The organism is Cytobacillus sp. NCCP-133 (assembly GCF_026011715.1).
Classification (GTDB): Bacteria; Bacillota; Bacilli; order Bacillales; family Cytobacillaceae; genus Cytobacillus.
The window spans coordinates 111146-125633 of record NZ_BRVM01000006.1; the positions used below are offsets into that span (position 1 = coordinate 111146).

A 14488-nucleotide genomic window follows, 5' to 3' on the forward strand; every position below is an offset into this window, starting at 1 on the left:
GCAAAAAATTTCACTCGTTCCTCTAAGCAATACAAGCTCCACCGACAATTCGGCGGAGTTCTTTTATTATTTCTAAGAAATTGTTGTTTTTCCTTTTACATTTTGCCTGTTGATTTTCGCTCAGCGAACCTTGCGGGGAGAGATGAGATCCTCTTCAAATAAGCACCGCACGATGAACATGCGATTATTATCTCTCGAGGATCAAATGCTCCAACGCTCCAATTAACTAGTGGCTAACGGGACTTAGCAGTTGAAAAACAGCAAACTATACAAAAACAGCTTTTATTTTATTGAATTAGACTTAAAAATTGTTGGGTGCGTGCCTCTTTTGGAGCAGAGAATATCTGTTCAGGCTTGCCGCGTTCCACAATTACACCGCCATCTATGAAAATGACTTCATCTGCTGCTTCTCTGGCAAATCTCATTTCATGGGTAACAATGACCATTGTCATTCCTTCATTGGCAAGGTCCTTCATTACTTTCAGTACTTCTCCAACAAGCTCTGGATCTAATGCCGAAGTAGGTTCATCAAATAGCATGACCTTCGGCTCCATTGCCAGAGCGCGCGCAATCCCTACCCGCTGCTGCTGGCCGCCCGAGAGCTGAAAGGGATAGTAGTTGATCTTGTCCCCTAATCCTACTTTTCCTAAAAGGATTTCGGCTTTTTTTCGAACAGTCTCTTTTTTTTCACCTTTTACAGTCACCGGTCCTTCCATTACATTTTCCAGGGCAGTCATATGGGGAAAGAGATTGTAATTCTGAAAAACCATCCCTGTAAGGCGGCGGAAAGAAGGGATCTTTCTTTTTGGCACCTGCTGTGAGAAGTCAAGAACTTGATCATCAATCACAATTTGCCCCGATGTAGGCTCTTCCAGCACATTCAAGCAGCGCAATAAAGTTGTTTTTCCAGATCCCGATGGGCCAATCACCACGATTACTTTTCCTTTAGCCACGTAGAGATTAATGCCTTTTAATACCTTTAGCTGATCAAACTGCTTATGCAAATCCTTTATCTTAATCATTGAAAATGCTCCTTGTTTAACCTTTTCATGAAGAAACATATCGGTCAAGCCGATTTTCAATCCTTCCCTGCACGATGGAGAGCAAAAAGCAAATTATCCAATAAATGAGAGCAGCCTGCATATAGAGAAGCAAAAATTCATAATTGGTTGCTGCTATTTCCTGCGCTCTTCTGAACATCTCTGTAACCAGGATCATAGAGGCAAGAGATGTATCCTTCACAAGGCTGATAAATGTATTTGAAAGAGGAGGGATTGAGACTCTGGATGCCTGCGGAAGAATAATTCTTTTAAGTGTTTGACGATACGACATGCCTATTGAGTACCCAGCCTCCCATTGCCCTTTAGGGATCGATAATATAGCTGCCCGTATTATTTCAGAAGCATAGGCTCCTACATTTAATGAAAATCCTATAATAGCCGATGGGAAGGGATCGATAATGATACCGATTGTGGGCAGACCGTAAAAAATGATAAAAAGCTGAACAAGAAGTGGAGTCCCCCTTATTGCAGATACATAAATTCCAGCTATTATTTGTTCCAGTTTATTGCTTGAAATACGTGCAAGAGCCGCCAAAATTGCCAATGCCAGTCCGCAAACAAAAGAAATGAGCGTCAATGGAATGGTATAAATAATAGCCCCTTCAAGCAGCGGCTGGAAAGAGCTCCTGCCAATTTCTATAAGCCTGGATACTCGTTCTGGGTCTGTAAAAAGACTATTTAAGTACATCTTCACCAAACCATTTTTCCGAGATTTTTAAAAAGGTCCCATCTTCCATCATGCTGTTTAAGGCTATATTGACTTCATCCATCAATGTGTCACTTCCCTTGCGGAACATGAGGCCGCTTTGTGAGGCATCTTCAGATTCTGCAACAATTTTAACGGGTGCATCAGGTTTTTTCTTCTTGAAATCTAAAAAGGATAAATTATCATTGATAGTAACATCGGCACGTTTTGAGTTGATTAGCTCAATTGCTTGATTGAATCCTTCTATCCCTACAATTTCCGCCCCATTCGACTTGGCCAAATCCGCATAATTGCTTGTCATGGACTGTGCAGCTTTTAATCCCTCTATGTCATCAAAACTTGAAACCGTATTATTGGATTCGTGCGTGATGAGTACTGCAGAAGAAGAAATATACGGATCCGAAAAATCATACTTTTCCTGGCGATCAGGCCGAATGCCTACCTGGTTTGCAACCATATCAAATCGCTTTGAATCCAATCCGGCAAACATCGCATCCCATTGAGTCTCGAAAAAAACAGGCTCAATTTCAAGCCTTTTGGCAACTTCCTTAGAGATCTCCACATCAAAACCGGTGAGTTCTCCTTTATCATCATGGAATGTAAATGGAGGATAAGTTCCTTCTGTACCAATTAACAACTTTCCTTCATCCTGGACTTTTGCCCATAAATCCCGTACTTCTCCTTTTTCCTCTGAAGTATTTTGCTTCTGAGTTTCTGGATTGGCTTTATTTGTTCCGCAACCTGTTATGAATAAGACAAAACTAAATAAAATGACAAAGAAAATAAAAAACTTTCTCATCTGTAATACCTCCTAATTCTCATTGGCTTAATCAGCGTTTTATTCAGTTTTTTCCTTTACTATTCTTTCCTAAAGTACATACTTTACTACTTATGTTTTATTGCAGAAAAAATAAAAAACCTTCCTTTTCCAGGAAGGTTTAGGTAGCTCCTCATTTAATAAGAAGACTTTTAAGCGAACATTTTTAAGATTCTTCAGCCAGCTCGGGAGCATAGAAACTTAGCTTTTTACAAAGATTGAATGATCCTCTAGAGTCTCCAGCCAAAAGGCGTGCTCCTCCCAGGGCGTCAAACCTATTTCATTCATCAGATCCCTCCATAATCATCCTCTTAGATGTATATGCGTTTCAAAAAGGAATCATGAAAAGCAGTCCGGATAAAAGATGGATGATTTAGAGAAAATAAGGGAGCATTTTTAAGAAAGGAGAATCGACATGACGAAGAAATTCAACAAAGGCAGCAAAAATCAGAATTCCCCAAGAGGAAACCAATCACCGGTCAGCGGAGATAACAGCAAAGGCAATAAAAGAAATAAAGATCAAAAAAGTAAAACGGATCTGGATTAAAGAAAAAACCGGCTTTTATTAAGGAGCCGGTTTTCCTATTCATTATCCCCTGAAATTTTAATAGCGGGTGTATTGTTATACAAGTACGTTGGGGCCATGTTCTGCTGCTCTTCCCCGTTATTCATCGCTTCCTGCAGCTTCAGATTCGCATCTTCTGTTTCCGTGTTGATGTTCACTTGGGAGTGGACAGTCTGATCTTCCAGCTTTTCATTTAGCTTCCTATTTGTTTCGGCGGTTTTTTCATCCATTTCCTCATCCTCCTTTTCTTTTCGTTATAGTGTGCGATAAATAGCTATAGAATATTTACCACAGTTGTCTATAGCAAAACAAAAAAGCATAGAACCGGATTCTATGCTAAAAGTTCTCCATTACTGAGTTTTCCGGCACTTTGAACGGGTCGTTTTTATCAATTCGATCGTAAAACATAATTCCGTTCAGATGGTCGATCTCATGCTGCATAATGATGGAAGGAACACCCTTGAACCGGAGAGTCATTTGCTCGCCATCAAGATTATAGGCTTTCACCTTAATGCGCTCATAACGCGGTACATAGCCTTTCACGTCACGATCCACAGATAGGCACCCTTCTCCATCCGGCAGAAAAATGACGCCGACTGAATGGCTGATTATTTTCGGGTTGATCATATAATGCTCTTGCGGCTCTCCTTTCTCATCGGCAAAATAAGCAGCAAACATGCGCTTATTGAGGCCGATTTGATTGGCTGATAACCCCACCCCAGGACGCAATCCAACCTTTTTTGCCATCGCCGGGTCCTGGCTGTTTTTCAGGTACTGCATCATTGCAAACAGCGTTCCACGGTCCTCTTCTGTCAAAGGCACCGGCACTTCCTTTGTCACTTCGCGCAAAATCGGATCGCCTTCCCGCACGATATCTTTCATCGTAATGATTGAAGTTGCATCAAATTTACTCATAAATAAATAACTCATCTACCTTTGCATTTAATGTTTTGGAAATTTTAAAAGCGAGCTCTAAGGTTGGATCATACTTATCATTTTCAATGCAATTGATCGTTTGCCTGACCACATTGCACTCTTTTGCAAGCATTTCCTGTGTAATCCCCAGCCTTTTCCGGAATTCTTTCATTTTATTCTTCATTCCATCACCTTTGTGGGCTGAATAGGATTTTATCGTATCATTTTGTTTGCTGCGGTGTCCAATACTTTGGACATTATGGAGAGGTTACTAATGAAAAATTATTATTATCGGCGATTTTTTCGTTTTATCGGCGAACCCTCTCTTTTATGAGCGAAAATCCAAATTTATCAGCGAAATTGCTTTTCGGGTAAAAAAACCAGCATGGACCGACTGCCCAAACTGGTTTAAGAACTACTTAATCTTCACTTTCACATCTCCCTCAATCCAGGAAGAAAAGAAGGATAATTCCAATTTATTGGATTTTCATAACCGGCCTGCTCTTTTGCTGGAATGGAGATGCCGATTTTTTGTTTATTCCCATCTTCCCGGTACGATGAGGAGATACCTTCATATATATCTTTTCCATTAGCATCCTTCACACTATTAAAAATAAAGTAATTGAATTCTTCGTTTGTATCAAGAGTATACATCAGCAGATCATCTTCCCAATTCACTTTTGAAAGCCTTCCTGATACTCAAAGATTTTCTTGCTGTTATTCGGATCATAGGCAACCTGGACGGCAACCCCGAGCGGGTAGACTGTTATATTCTTTATGGTCATTTTCTGCCCTTTAATGGTTACCGTCTCATTCATTATAAAAATAAAAATAGACCTGTCTTTAAGGACAGATCCATTTTCAAAAGTATGCTATGCCTCTGCTTCTGCCAGTTCTTCCGTCAGCTTTTTCTTTTTCAGCAGCTGCTTAAGCTCTCTTTTTTGTTTTCTTTTCGTAAGGATATAAAGAATGTCTCCTTGTTCAATCGCGGTATTTCCTGTTGGGGTTATAAGCTCTTCTTTCCGGATGATGGCATTGACGAGTGCGCCTTCAGGAAACGGGATATCCACTAGCTTTTGCCCGATAATAACAGCATCACGTTCAATTTCATATTGAATCATTTCGGCATCCGCTTTTCCGAGGGAAACAAGTTCCAGAGAATGCATGGGCGTTGCCTTTTCAGGTCCGGTTAAACCAAGTTTTTCGGCTAATAAAGTGATGGTGGATCCCTGGACAAGGGTGCTGGTCAGGACGACGAAAAAGATCACATTGAATATTTCATAGCTGCCTTCTACTCCGGATAAAAGCGGGAACGTAGCCAGCACGATCGGCACTGCTCCTTTTAGTCCGGCCCATGATAGAAAAGTCAATTCTTTATAGGTGTACCCCATTTTCAGCGTAGACAGAAATACTGCTGCAGGTCTGGCTACAAGGATCAAAAGAGCAGAAATGGCAAGGCCCTTCAATAATATATCTACATGAAATAGCTCTCCCGGGAAAACAAGCAGCCCCAAAATAACGAACATCGAGATTTGCATCATCCAGGCAAAGCCTTCTGTAAAACGAAAGACTGAATGGCGGTAAGCTATATCGGCATTTCCGATGATAATGCCGGCAATATAGACAGCAAGAAGCCCGCTTCCACTGAAAAAAGCAGTAATGCCATACGTCAGCAGGGCAAAACCGGTTGCGAATACAGGATAAAGCCCACTCGAGTCTAAGTTGATCCGGTTTAAGGCAAAGACAGCAAATTTACCAAATATCAGCCCGAGCAATAACCCTACACTCATCTGGATAAAGAATGAACCGATGAGGTTAAAGATGTTGGATTCCGGGATTGTAATCAGATTTATCATTGCAACTGTCAAAAACACCGCCATTGGATCATTCGAACCTGACTCGGCCTCAAGCGTAGCAGCGATCCTCGGCTTGATATTTTGCCCTTTAAGCACAGCAAATACCGCTGCAGCATCTGTCGAGCCGACGATTGCGCCAAATAGAATGGCAACCTGCCAATCCACCCCAAGGATGAACTTCGCAGCGACAGCCACAACGCCAGTAGTGATCAGAACGCCGATGGTTGCCAATGATAAGGAGGGACCTGCTACAGTTTTTACCGTTTTCCATTTGGTCTGCAGTCCGCCCTCAAACAAAATGATGATAAAAGCAAGCACACCAATCATCTGCGCAAGTCTCGCGTTATCAAAGTAAATGAAATGACCCAATGCCATTCCGACTGCAATAAAGAGAACAAGGGCAGGCACACCGAGGTGTGCGGAGAACTTTGTTGTGAGGACACCGATGAGAAAGAGTGTTGCTGCCAATAAAATAAGTGCATCTGTTTGCCAGATAAATTCAGCCAATTTCATCACCTTCTTTCTATAGATTTACATCCAGAACAACAGGGATGGAATATCGGTCAGAAATAGAGAGGTAAGCCAGTGTTTCCGCTGGAGAGGATTGCTGCAGCCTTTTTTGGATCAAAGAGATCGCAATCCCCTTACGATAGGCGTGCAGGGCAAATGTCTTCCGAAGCGTATGAGTGCCGACAGGGCCTTCGATCTTCGCTTCTTTTGCGGCTTCATTTAAGATTCGGTAGGCCTGCTGCCGGGTAATCGGTGCATTGGCCTTTCTGGATTTAAATAAGTGATCTTCAGATGTAAGAGAACCTTCCTCCATCCAACTTTGTATGGATTGACGGACACTCGGGTTTAAATAAACAGGCGGGTTGCTGTATTGAGAAGAATTGAGAAAGGGGAGAACTTGACCGTCTTCGAACACATCCGATACATAGAGGTTCAAAAGATCATGGATGCGGACACCGGTATTTATGCCTAAGATAAACAAACAATAGTCACGGGCAGATCTTTGCTGCAGATATCTTTTCATTGAATCAAGCTTATGAATATCTTTTATCGCTTCAACCGTTTTCATTTAATCACCCTGTAATGTAACATAAGTTTATTATAAAATATATTATGTAACATTGCACTTCATAAGACCTGAAAAAAAGGACCTGCTTTTGAGCAAGTCCTCTAAATCAGCTTAAAGAGATGGAGCATTCCTTCTTCCTGACAACACTTTTTATAGCCTGTGTTTTTATAGAGTCCGACTGCACTGCACTCTCCCAAGCTGCGTCCGTTTCAAGGACAATTATTGTATACCCTTCAGCCCGCGCGGTGGCCCCAGCACCTTCACCATGAATCCAGCAAAACCCTTGCTGCGGAATTCCTTTTTTTCTCATGTGATCTCCTGTTTTTTCCTTTTATGATAAAATACAGCCCGTAAAAAGAGAATCTTTTTTCCTGCAAGTCTGTACACCTTAAGTCTTAGTGGAAATTAAATCTGCGGCTCAATGTGCATAGCTCCACTTTTTCATAAAATAAAGGTAAGAAAACTTAAGAATGAAAGCAGGGATTATGGTGAAGCGGATTTTTGCGATCTTTATTATCTTGGTAGGATCATATATTTTATTTACAGGCGTTAATAGCTGGATGACATTTGGCGGCGGCAGTACACAAGCGTCCATAAACAATCAAACCGACTTGATCAGCATCGATGTCTCCGGCTCAGACACGATCATTATTCCGGAAAAGCGCAATGATGTCAGAGCAGAGCTTGATGGCAAAGGCAAAGTTACGGTCAACAAGTCCGGAGATGAAGTGCATGTGGAATTCAAGCGGAAGTGGCTTGACGGCTTCCAATTTTTTAAAAACAAAAGCAATTTGAAGATCTACATTCCGGAAGCCTACAGCAAGTCCATGTCCATTAATATTGGCTCCGGCCGTTTGAATTTTAACGGCGAATCCAAAAGCAATCCTTTCCAGCTTGAAAAACTGAAGGTGGATATGAGCTCAGGAAAAGTCAGCCTTTCCAATATGAAAGCAGATGAATTTGAGCATGAAGGGTCATCAGGTATGATGGATGCCGATCACATAGCTGCCGGCACCGGAGAAATCGATATGAGCTCAGGCAGAGTTAAGATTCGAAACTACCAGGGCAAACTGGATGCTGAAGTTTCCTCAGGACACCTCGATATTATGATGGATCAATTAACTGATTCGGTAAATGTACAAGCTAGTTCAGGCTTTGTTCGCCTCGATTTGCCTGATGATGCCGATTTTACCCTGAAAGGAAAAGCGAGCAGCGGGCATATAAGCTCAAGCTTTGACTTGGATGATGAAACTCGCAATAAAAACGATATTTCCGGCAAGCATGGTTCAGGTAAATATGCTGTGAGTGTCTCTGTGTCGAGTGGGAAAGCTGATATTAAGTAAGATTTAAAAAGTCCGGGAAAACGGACTTTTTTTGTGTGGCTGGTAAGGATTAGCACCGAATTTCATGGGGTAATAGTCTTATACCTAATATTTTGTTAAATGAAATATTTAAAGGAGTGTGAATGTTGAGGAAAGCAATTCTGCTGAGCGCTGTCTTGCTGACAGGCTGTTCAGCTCCTTCCTGGAACACAAGCCAGAATCATCAGACTGAATCTGCTGAACAAAAAGACGGGAAAGTACTTATTGAGGCTCCGCATTATTTGCAGAAGCCAGAGCTTGAAAGAGGCTGTAAAGTAACAAGCCTGGCGATGCTGTTGAATCATGCGGAAGAAGATACGGATAAAATGGAGCTTGCCGAAAAAATCAAACAGGTCCCTTTTGAAAGAGGTGGCTACAAAGGCAACATCCATGAAGGATTTGTAGGAAATATGCGGACATTAGATGAACCGGGTTTTGGTGCCTATCATGAGCCGGTTGCAGAACTCGCGGAAAAATATCTGCCAGGACAAATTAAGGATTTAACAGCAGCGATTTTAATAAGGTAATTGACCAGCTCGATGAAGGCAGCCCTGTATGGGTGGTTATTACCAGCACCTACGACGTCCTGCCTGAATCCGAATGGGAAACTTGGGAAACAAAAGATGGCCCCGTAAAAGTCACCTACCGGATGCACGCCGTTTTAGTCACAGGCTATGATAAGAACAACATTTACGCAAATGACCCGCTAAAAGAGAAAAATACCCAATACCCGAAGGATGAATTTATAGCAGGCAGGGAGCAGATGGGAAAGCAGGCTATTACGTATGTGGATTAATATTTGATTCACTGGCATGGGGATAACTTTTTAGATGCAATTAATTTTGCCATATGGATAACTCATGAATATAGTTAGGTTATCCACCTTATGTGGATGAATTGATTAAAAACACCCAAAAATTGTGGATTACTTCTGAGTAATGGAAAAAGTCAAACGGTTAGTTGTGTATAACTGAACGGAACCTTCCCCTCTGATCGGGTGACATGTCACTGATTGGTCCAGCACACTTAGTCTCATGGGAACCCTCCTTTAATATGAACACGAACTTACCTTATGGGGGACTTGTCTACAAATATGAGATATTCGAAGGCGGTTTATTAGGAAATTTACAATCTTTTTGGTAGTATATGATTGATTTTTTTTAGAGGAGGAAAACCAAAATGTATACATTAAAAGGCAAAACTGCCCTTATTACAGGCGCAGGCAGAGGCATTGGGCGCGCAACTGCGATCGCACTTGCAAAGGAAGGCGTCAACATCGGGCTGTTGGGCCGCACCATTGAAAATCTTGAGAAAGCGGCAGATGAACTTAGCCAGTACGATGTAAATGTTTCTGCTGCAGCGGCAGATGTTGCCGACCTTGAAGCCGTGACGCATGCTGTCGAGCATATTAAATCAGACCTTGGCACTGTGGATATCCTGATTAACAATGCCGGCATTGCCAAATTTGGCGGCTTTCTCGAACTCTCTCCTGAGGAATGGGAAAGCATCATCCAAGTGAACTTAATGGGTGTATATCATGTCACACGAGCTGTTCTGCCTGAAATGATCGAGCAGAAATCCGGAGACATTATCAACATTGCATCCACAGCCGGCCAAAAAGGCGCACCTGTTACAAGCGCATACAGCGCATCCAAATTTGCTGTATTAGGCTTGACAGAGTCGCTTATGCTAGAGGTTCGCAAGCATAACATCCGTGTTAGCGCACTGACTCCAAGCACAGTTGCCACTGATCTTGCGATTGAAACAAATCTGACAGACGGCAACCCTGAAAAGGTTATGCAGCCGGAAGACCTGGCCGAATTCATTGTTGCGCAGCTGAAATTGAATCCGCGCGTGTTTGTTAAAACAGCCGGTATGTGGTCGACAAATCCATAAGGTATGGGAGAAGCAGATCGATTTACGGTCTGCTTTTTTATTGAGTTAGAAAATATAAAATTTTGAACGTCGATAACTGTCCAGCGCAAGGTCAAAGACAAGGAAGGCTTCGTCAGCATCAGCATCGCACGACTTAAAGCGGCAGCTTTTGAGAGGATGCGGGTCATGCAGCCGCCTCCACAGGACGTGGTGTTCTTAGTCTGCGTTCCTTCGTGGGCAAGGCGCTTCCGCTTTCCTTATGCATGGCCGTTCAAAAGAAAAATGACTCTCCTGATGGCAAGTCTAGTTAAAAACATTTATCTTACATAAGTGAGGCTACTTTCATTGTCAAGCACTTCAGATTGCTTTTCCCCATGCTTTCCAAATACAATGCTTCTATCACAAATGGCCTCAACATCTTCTTTATCATGCGTCACCATCATGCAAGTCATATTCGCCCTTTTCAATATTTCCCGAAGCTCATTCCTGATTGAACCTTTTAAATTGGCATCCAAATTGCTGAATGGCTCATCCATCAGCAGCAATTTCGGTTTGGGCGCAAGAGCCCTCGCCAGAGCAATCCGCTGCTGCTGCCCGCCGCTTAGCTGATGTGGATACCGTTTCTCAAAATCGGTCATCTGCACGAGTTCAAGCATCTCCTGGACACGCGGATTTCTTTCTTTTCGGAGCAATCGGGACAAACCAAATAAAAGATTCTCTTTCACTGACATATGGGGGAAAAGGGCGTAATCCTGAAATACCATACCCACTCCGCGATCTTCCGGCTGTACAAAAGTCTTTTTGCCGGCTACTTCTGAACCGGCGATTTTGATACTTCCCGCCTTCGGGATTTCAAGTCCGGAAATCAATCGAAGGAGCGTACTCTTTCCGCTGCCGCTCTGTCCGAGTATGCCAACAATTTCACCCTCGCCCATTGAAAAGGAAAAATCCTCAATCACGGGAATACTGGTCTTAGGAAACGAAAATGTCAGATTATGAATCGAAATGATCTTCATTTCTTCACCTTCTTATCAATCATTTGGAACACCGCAACAGATAAGACACTTATGATAATAATCATAAGTGAAGGGATGGACGCTTCAAAAATCATCTCATCTTTTGCGTATTGGTAGGTCTTCGTGGCAAGAGTATCAAAGTTAAAGGGCCTAAGCAGCAAAGCTAAAGGCAGCTCCTTAATAATCTCAACAAATGTCAAAATAAATCCGCTGAATAAAGCCCCTTTAATCAAAGGTAAATCAATCTTGAAAAAGGTCTTCGTTACGCCAAATCCCAACATTCTTGATGCTTCTGTATATTTGGTCCCTATTTTCTCAAATCCGATTTCTACAGCATTAAAACCTGTTGCCATAAATCGTATGGTGTAGCCAATCACCAGCATGGCGAGTGATAAACTTAAGATAAGAGGAGCTTTTCCCCATCCCATATAAGAGTAAAACGGTGCAAGCAAAGAATCAAGTTCTATAAATAGCGCGAGGACTCCAATGGCAATGATCGCCCCTGGAATCGAGTAGCCTGTTGTCGCAAGCTTGGATAAAATGTAGGCTCCGGAAGAATGCGACCGTGTTACATTTGCGATTATAACGGCAAACAAAAGAATAAGTGCCGTAGAAAGCATTCCAACAAAAACAGTCTGGTTTAATAGTGTAAAGAAAGTGTCATTCCAAACCTTGGTGAAAGTCAGCCGGGACCATGCCAGCAGCTGAACCACCGGTATAAAAAACCCAAGCAGGAAGATCACAGAGCAATAAATAACAGCAGCCGCAGCCGGAAATCCCTTTAGCTTTTGGCGTACCAAAGGCCTTGCTTTGCTGCTGATATTATACCGTCTTCCCTGTCTGAGCAATTTTTCAATAAAGAATAATCCAACAATGATTACCATTAGCCATGCTGCCAGCCTCATGGCTGAATCGGCATCATACATTCCAAACCATGTCTGGAATATGGCCGTCGTAATCGTATGGATCCCAAAGTAGCTTGTGACACCATAATCACTTAAAACTTCATAAATGACAAGCACAGCACCAGCCACTATTGCCGGTCTTGAAAGAGGCAATATGATTCTTACAAAAATGGAAAAAGGTTTTCTCCCAAGAAGCCTTGCGTTTTCAAGGAACGAAGAGCTTTGATTTTCAAGAAAAGCCCTGCAAATAATATATACATACGGAAACAGAAATAGAGTAAATATAAATACTGCACCTCTGAGAGAGGATATGGATAGCCATTCAGGATTAATCAGATAATCGAATTGGTTCCTTAATGTCACCTGGACGACTCCTGTATAGCTTAACATCGTTCTATAGGTGTAGGCTGCGATATAAGGAGGAATGGCTAGAGGCAGAATAAGCCCCCAGCTAAAAAAACGCCTCATTGGAAAATCATATGCAGCAATGAGCCAGGCAAGGCTTACCCCCGAAGCAGCCGTAAGAACACCTGTAAGCACAACCAGGATAATCGTATTGGCAGCATAATTCTTTAATAAATATTCCCTAATTTGGAACCAGTTTTCATTAGGTTCCTGGAAAATAGAAAAAAAGATAAACAAGATGGGCAGCAAAATCATTGCCGCCCCCATCAAGCTTACCAGCCACCATCCGTTAAAATCTTTTCGAAAGAATTGTTTAACAGATTCAGTATTCATTATTACTTCCAGCCTGTTTTATTAAAGATTTCAATCGCCTTTTGATTATGTTTTCCTAAAGTGTCAAAGTCAAGCTCCTGCATGTTAAAGTCGCCCCATGATTTAAGGATTTCCGGCTTTTCCGCTTCAGGGTTAACAGGGAACTCGTAGTTGTTTGCTGATAAATATTCCTGTGCCTCTTTGCCAGTCATATATTCAATCAGTTTCGTAGCATTTTCAGGGTTCTTGCTGTGCTTCGTTAAACCTATTCCGCTGATGTTGACATGTGTGCCGTTCGTTTCCTGGTTAGGGAAGAATACCCCTAGACCTTCTGCTACCTTCACTTCTTCTGGGTCAGATGAGTTAGCAAGAAGCCCTACATAATACGAATTCATAATTCCTATATCACCCGTACCGGCTGCAATTGCTTTTGCCTGGTCGCGATCACCGCCATCAGGCTGGCGGGCAAAGTTTTTCACAATGCCTGCAGACCATTCTTCGGCAGCTTCTTCCCCATTTAATTCAATGAAAGAAGCAAGCAGTGATTGGTTGTAAAGGCTAGTTGAAGAACGGGCAAGCACTTTGCCCTTCCACTTTTCGCTTGTTAAATCTTCATATGTTGATAATAGATCTGGTGTGACTCTATCCTTCGCATACACAATTACACGCGCTCTTGTCGACATTCCAATCCATTTATTTTCTTTGTCACGCATGCTCTCAGGTACATTTTCGCTGATTACATCGGATTCGACCGGCTGAAGGATATCATTATCTTTTGCATGAGCAAGGACACCGCCATCAACAGTAATAAATAAATCCGCTTCTGTACTTTCCCCTTCACGCTTTAAACGCTCAATCAGCTCTTCTGCTTCACCTTTAACGACATTAACTTTAATGCCTGTTTCCTCTGAGAAGTCTTTATATACCTGTTCATCTGCTTCATAGTGTCTGGCAGTGTAGACATTTACAACCTGCTCTTCCTTTTTTGAAGCGGTGTCTTTTTCACCCTCAGAAGTGTTTTCTCCCCCACATCCAGCAAGTGTTAGTGTTAAAGCAGCCGTTGTAATAAAAGGCTTGAGTAATTTTGATAAGTTCATGTTTCTTTCCACCTCTATTTATGTATTTGAAAATGATAATTATTATCATTTACTTTATTCTACATACCCCTATTTGTTTCGTCAATAATTTTTTGCTATGAAATTAGCAAATGTTTTGATTGGCTTTGATTGTAAAAGTCAAAAAAATTTTTATGCAAAAAAGAGACGCCTTAAAGACAGCCCCCAATAAAATTAATTTGCACTTCTCTTAAATGGCCATCAGTTTGCCTGGCCGAAGTTTTTGACCATGACCGGGATGAATAGCGGCAGCATGACCAGTGCATATAGCATGAGTCCGACAAGAACAATCGAAGCAATCTGCACTAGTGAAAGCATTCCGGATGACATCATCGCGGCGAATGTTCCTCCTCCTTGCAGTTTAGTCAACCCATTATTTGCTTGATTAATTGCTGCAGAAATTTGTAGCAGCTGCTGCTGAAGGCCTTCTACCCTACCTTTTTTTCTCAAGATATTGTTGGCCTTGAGCCAGATTAGGATTTTGGCCCTCAACATAATCAA

The 14488-nt window shown here is 42.1% G+C and carries 20 protein-coding genes; 5 read left to right on the forward strand and 15 right to left on the reverse strand.

Annotated elements, in window-relative coordinates:
* Positions 1-287 precede the first annotated feature (287 nt).
* From NCCP133_RS09665 to NCCP133_RS09675, 3 genes are read right to left on the reverse strand one after another with little or no spacing between them, the layout of a single operon-like run.
* Complete coding sequence (locus NCCP133_RS09665) at positions 288-1022, reverse strand: amino acid ABC transporter ATP-binding protein (RefSeq protein WP_264804725.1); 735 nt, start codon at positions 1020-1022, stop codon at positions 288-290.
* Between the two features lie 25 nt (positions 1023-1047).
* Entirely contained in the window at positions 1048-1749 is a 702-nt protein-coding gene (locus tag NCCP133_RS09670) for an amino acid ABC transporter permease (RefSeq protein WP_264804814.1), read from the reverse strand.
* Entirely contained in the window at positions 1736-2566 is an 831-nt protein-coding gene (locus NCCP133_RS09675) for an amino acid ABC transporter substrate-binding protein (protein WP_264804727.1), read from the reverse strand. Before NCCP133_RS09675 ends, NCCP133_RS09670 begins: the two co-directional genes overlap by 14 nt.
* Positions 2567-2999: 433 nt before the next feature.
* On the opposite strand from NCCP133_RS09675, the gene NCCP133_RS09680 reads away from it, so the two are divergent.
* On the forward strand, positions 3000-3131 hold the full coding sequence (locus tag NCCP133_RS09680; RefSeq protein ID WP_264804728.1) for a hypothetical protein: 132 nt from the start codon (positions 3000-3002) through the stop codon (positions 3129-3131).
* Positions 3132-3166: 35 nt separating this feature from the next.
* Here the strand turns inward: NCCP133_RS09680 and NCCP133_RS09685 are convergent, their stop codons facing one another.
* The 8 genes from NCCP133_RS09685 to NCCP133_RS09720 all read right to left on the reverse strand — a co-directional run bounded on the left by NCCP133_RS09685 (position 3167) and on the right by NCCP133_RS09720 (position 7308).
* The gene (locus NCCP133_RS09685; RefSeq protein ID WP_264804729.1) at positions 3167-3379 is read right to left on the reverse strand and encodes a hypothetical protein; all 213 of its coding nucleotides are present in this window, start codon (positions 3377-3379) and stop codon (positions 3167-3169) included.
* Between the two features lie 106 nt (positions 3380-3485).
* Positions 3486-4064 (reverse strand): peptide deformylase, encoded by a 579-nt coding sequence (gene def, locus NCCP133_RS09690; protein WP_264804730.1) that lies wholly within the window; start codon positions 4062-4064, stop codon positions 3486-3488.
* Positions 4057-4248, reverse strand: a complete 192-nt coding sequence (locus NCCP133_RS09695) for a helix-turn-helix transcriptional regulator (RefSeq protein ID WP_264804731.1) — start codon at positions 4246-4248, stop codon at positions 4057-4059. Before NCCP133_RS09695 ends, def begins: the two co-directional genes overlap by 8 nt.
* A gap of 248 nt (positions 4249-4496) precedes the next feature.
* Positions 4497-4742, reverse strand: coding sequence for a hypothetical protein (locus tag NCCP133_RS09700; protein ID WP_264804732.1), 246 nt, complete (start codon positions 4740-4742; stop codon positions 4497-4499).
* Positions 4739-4882, reverse strand: coding sequence for a DUF5643 domain-containing protein (locus NCCP133_RS09705; protein WP_264804733.1), 144 nt, complete (start codon positions 4880-4882; stop codon positions 4739-4741). The genes NCCP133_RS09700 and NCCP133_RS09705 overlap by 4 nt, the downstream gene beginning before the upstream one ends.
* 54 nt (positions 4883-4936) lie before the next feature.
* Complete coding sequence (locus NCCP133_RS09710) at positions 4937-6427, reverse strand: potassium/proton antiporter (protein ID WP_264804734.1); 1491 nt, start codon at positions 6425-6427, stop codon at positions 4937-4939.
* Between the two features lie 16 nt (positions 6428-6443).
* The gene (locus NCCP133_RS09715) at positions 6444-6998 is read right to left on the reverse strand and encodes a tyrosine-type recombinase/integrase (protein WP_264804735.1); all 555 of its coding nucleotides are present in this window, start codon (positions 6996-6998) and stop codon (positions 6444-6446) included.
* Between the two features lie 106 nt (positions 6999-7104).
* Positions 7105-7308, reverse strand: a complete 204-nt coding sequence (locus NCCP133_RS09720) for a hypothetical protein (RefSeq protein WP_264804737.1) — start codon at positions 7306-7308, stop codon at positions 7105-7107.
* Between the two features lie 175 nt (positions 7309-7483).
* On the opposite strand from NCCP133_RS09720, the gene liaG reads away from it, so the two are divergent.
* The 4 genes from liaG to NCCP133_RS09740 all read left to right on the forward strand — a co-directional run bounded on the left by liaG (position 7484) and on the right by NCCP133_RS09740 (position 10255).
* A complete protein-coding gene (gene liaG / locus NCCP133_RS09725; protein ID WP_264804738.1) occupies positions 7484-8341 on the forward strand; it encodes a LiaG family protein in 858 nt (285 codons plus the stop codon).
* A gap of 122 nt (positions 8342-8463) precedes the next feature.
* Entirely contained in the window at positions 8464-8886 is a 423-nt protein-coding gene (locus NCCP133_RS09730) for a C39 family peptidase (RefSeq protein ID WP_264804739.1), read from the forward strand.
* Positions 8887-8918: 32 nt separating this feature from the next.
* Positions 8919-9155 (forward strand): C39 family peptidase, encoded by a 237-nt coding sequence (locus NCCP133_RS09735; protein WP_264804740.1) that lies wholly within the window; start codon positions 8919-8921, stop codon positions 9153-9155.
* A gap of 383 nt (positions 9156-9538) precedes the next feature.
* On the forward strand, positions 9539-10255 hold the full coding sequence (locus tag NCCP133_RS09740) for a 3-ketoacyl-ACP reductase (protein WP_264804741.1): 717 nt from the start codon (positions 9539-9541) through the stop codon (positions 10253-10255).
* Between the two features lie 296 nt (positions 10256-10551).
* On the opposite strand, the gene NCCP133_RS09745 is transcribed toward NCCP133_RS09740, so the two are convergent.
* From NCCP133_RS09745 to NCCP133_RS09760, 4 genes are all read right to left on the reverse strand, one after another.
* Positions 10552-11250: an ABC transporter ATP-binding protein gene (locus tag NCCP133_RS09745; protein ID WP_264804742.1), complete on the reverse strand. Its 699-nt coding sequence runs from the start codon at positions 11248-11250 to the stop codon at positions 10552-10554.
* Positions 11247-12893, reverse strand: a complete 1647-nt coding sequence (locus NCCP133_RS09750; RefSeq protein WP_264804743.1) for an ABC transporter permease — start codon at positions 12891-12893, stop codon at positions 11247-11249. The genes NCCP133_RS09745 and NCCP133_RS09750 overlap by 4 nt, the downstream gene beginning before the upstream one ends.
* A gap of 2 nt (positions 12894-12895) precedes the next feature.
* On the reverse strand, positions 12896-13969 hold the full coding sequence (locus NCCP133_RS09755; RefSeq protein ID WP_264804744.1) for a Fe(3+) ABC transporter substrate-binding protein: 1074 nt from the start codon (positions 13967-13969) through the stop codon (positions 12896-12898).
* Between the two features lie 219 nt (positions 13970-14188).
* Positions 14189-14437 (reverse strand): hypothetical protein, encoded by a 249-nt coding sequence (locus NCCP133_RS09760; RefSeq protein ID WP_264804818.1) that lies wholly within the window; start codon positions 14435-14437, stop codon positions 14189-14191.
* Between the last annotated feature and the right edge of the window lie 51 nt (positions 14438-14488).

What these genes read in the sequence shown, in the direction of transcription:
- NCCP133_RS09665 (WP_264804725.1), bottom strand. Translation starts at nt 1,022, where the DNA reads ATGATTAAGATAAAGGATTTGCATAAGCAGTTTGATCAGCTAAAGGTA.
- NCCP133_RS09670 (WP_264804814.1), bottom strand. Translation starts at nt 1,749, where the DNA reads ATGTACTTAAATAGTCTTTTTACAGACCCAGAACGAGTATCCAGGCTT.
- NCCP133_RS09675 (WP_264804727.1), bottom strand. Translation starts at nt 2,566, where the DNA reads ATGAGAAAGTTTTTTATTTTCTTTGTCATTTTATTTAGTTTTGTCTTA.
- NCCP133_RS09680 (WP_264804728.1), top strand. Translation starts at nt 3,000, where the DNA reads ATGACGAAGAAATTCAACAAAGGCAGCAAAAATCAGAATTCCCCAAGA.
- NCCP133_RS09685 (WP_264804729.1), bottom strand. Translation starts at nt 3,379, where the DNA reads ATGGATGAAAAAACCGCCGAAACAAATAGGAAGCTAAATGAAAAGCTG.
- def (WP_264804730.1), bottom strand. Translation starts at nt 4,064, where the DNA reads ATGAGTAAATTTGATGCAACTTCAATCATTACGATGAAAGATATCGTG.
- NCCP133_RS09695 (WP_264804731.1), bottom strand. Translation starts at nt 4,248, where the DNA reads ATGAAGAATAAAATGAAAGAATTCCGGAAAAGGCTGGGGATTACACAG.
- NCCP133_RS09705 (WP_264804733.1), bottom strand. Translation starts at nt 4,882, where the DNA reads ATGAATGAGACGGTAACCATTAAAGGGCAGAAAATGACCATAAAGAAT.
- NCCP133_RS09715 (WP_264804735.1), bottom strand. Translation starts at nt 6,998, where the DNA reads ATGAAAACGGTTGAAGCGATAAAAGATATTCATAAGCTTGATTCAATG.
- NCCP133_RS09720 (WP_264804737.1), bottom strand. Translation starts at nt 7,308, where the DNA reads ATGAGAAAAAAAGGAATTCCGCAGCAAGGGTTTTGCTGGATTCATGGT.
- liaG (WP_264804738.1), top strand. Translation starts at nt 7,484, where the DNA reads ATGGTGAAGCGGATTTTTGCGATCTTTATTATCTTGGTAGGATCATAT.
- NCCP133_RS09730 (WP_264804739.1), top strand. Translation starts at nt 8,464, where the DNA reads ATGTTGAGGAAAGCAATTCTGCTGAGCGCTGTCTTGCTGACAGGCTGT.
- NCCP133_RS09740 (WP_264804741.1), top strand. Translation starts at nt 9,539, where the DNA reads ATGTATACATTAAAAGGCAAAACTGCCCTTATTACAGGCGCAGGCAGA.
- NCCP133_RS09745 (WP_264804742.1), bottom strand. Translation starts at nt 11,250, where the DNA reads ATGAAGATCATTTCGATTCATAATCTGACATTTTCGTTTCCTAAGACC.
- NCCP133_RS09750 (WP_264804743.1), bottom strand. Translation starts at nt 12,893, where the DNA reads ATGAATACTGAATCTGTTAAACAATTCTTTCGAAAAGATTTTAACGGA.
- NCCP133_RS09755 (WP_264804744.1), bottom strand. Translation starts at nt 13,969, where the DNA reads ATGAACTTATCAAAATTACTCAAGCCTTTTATTACAACGGCTGCTTTA.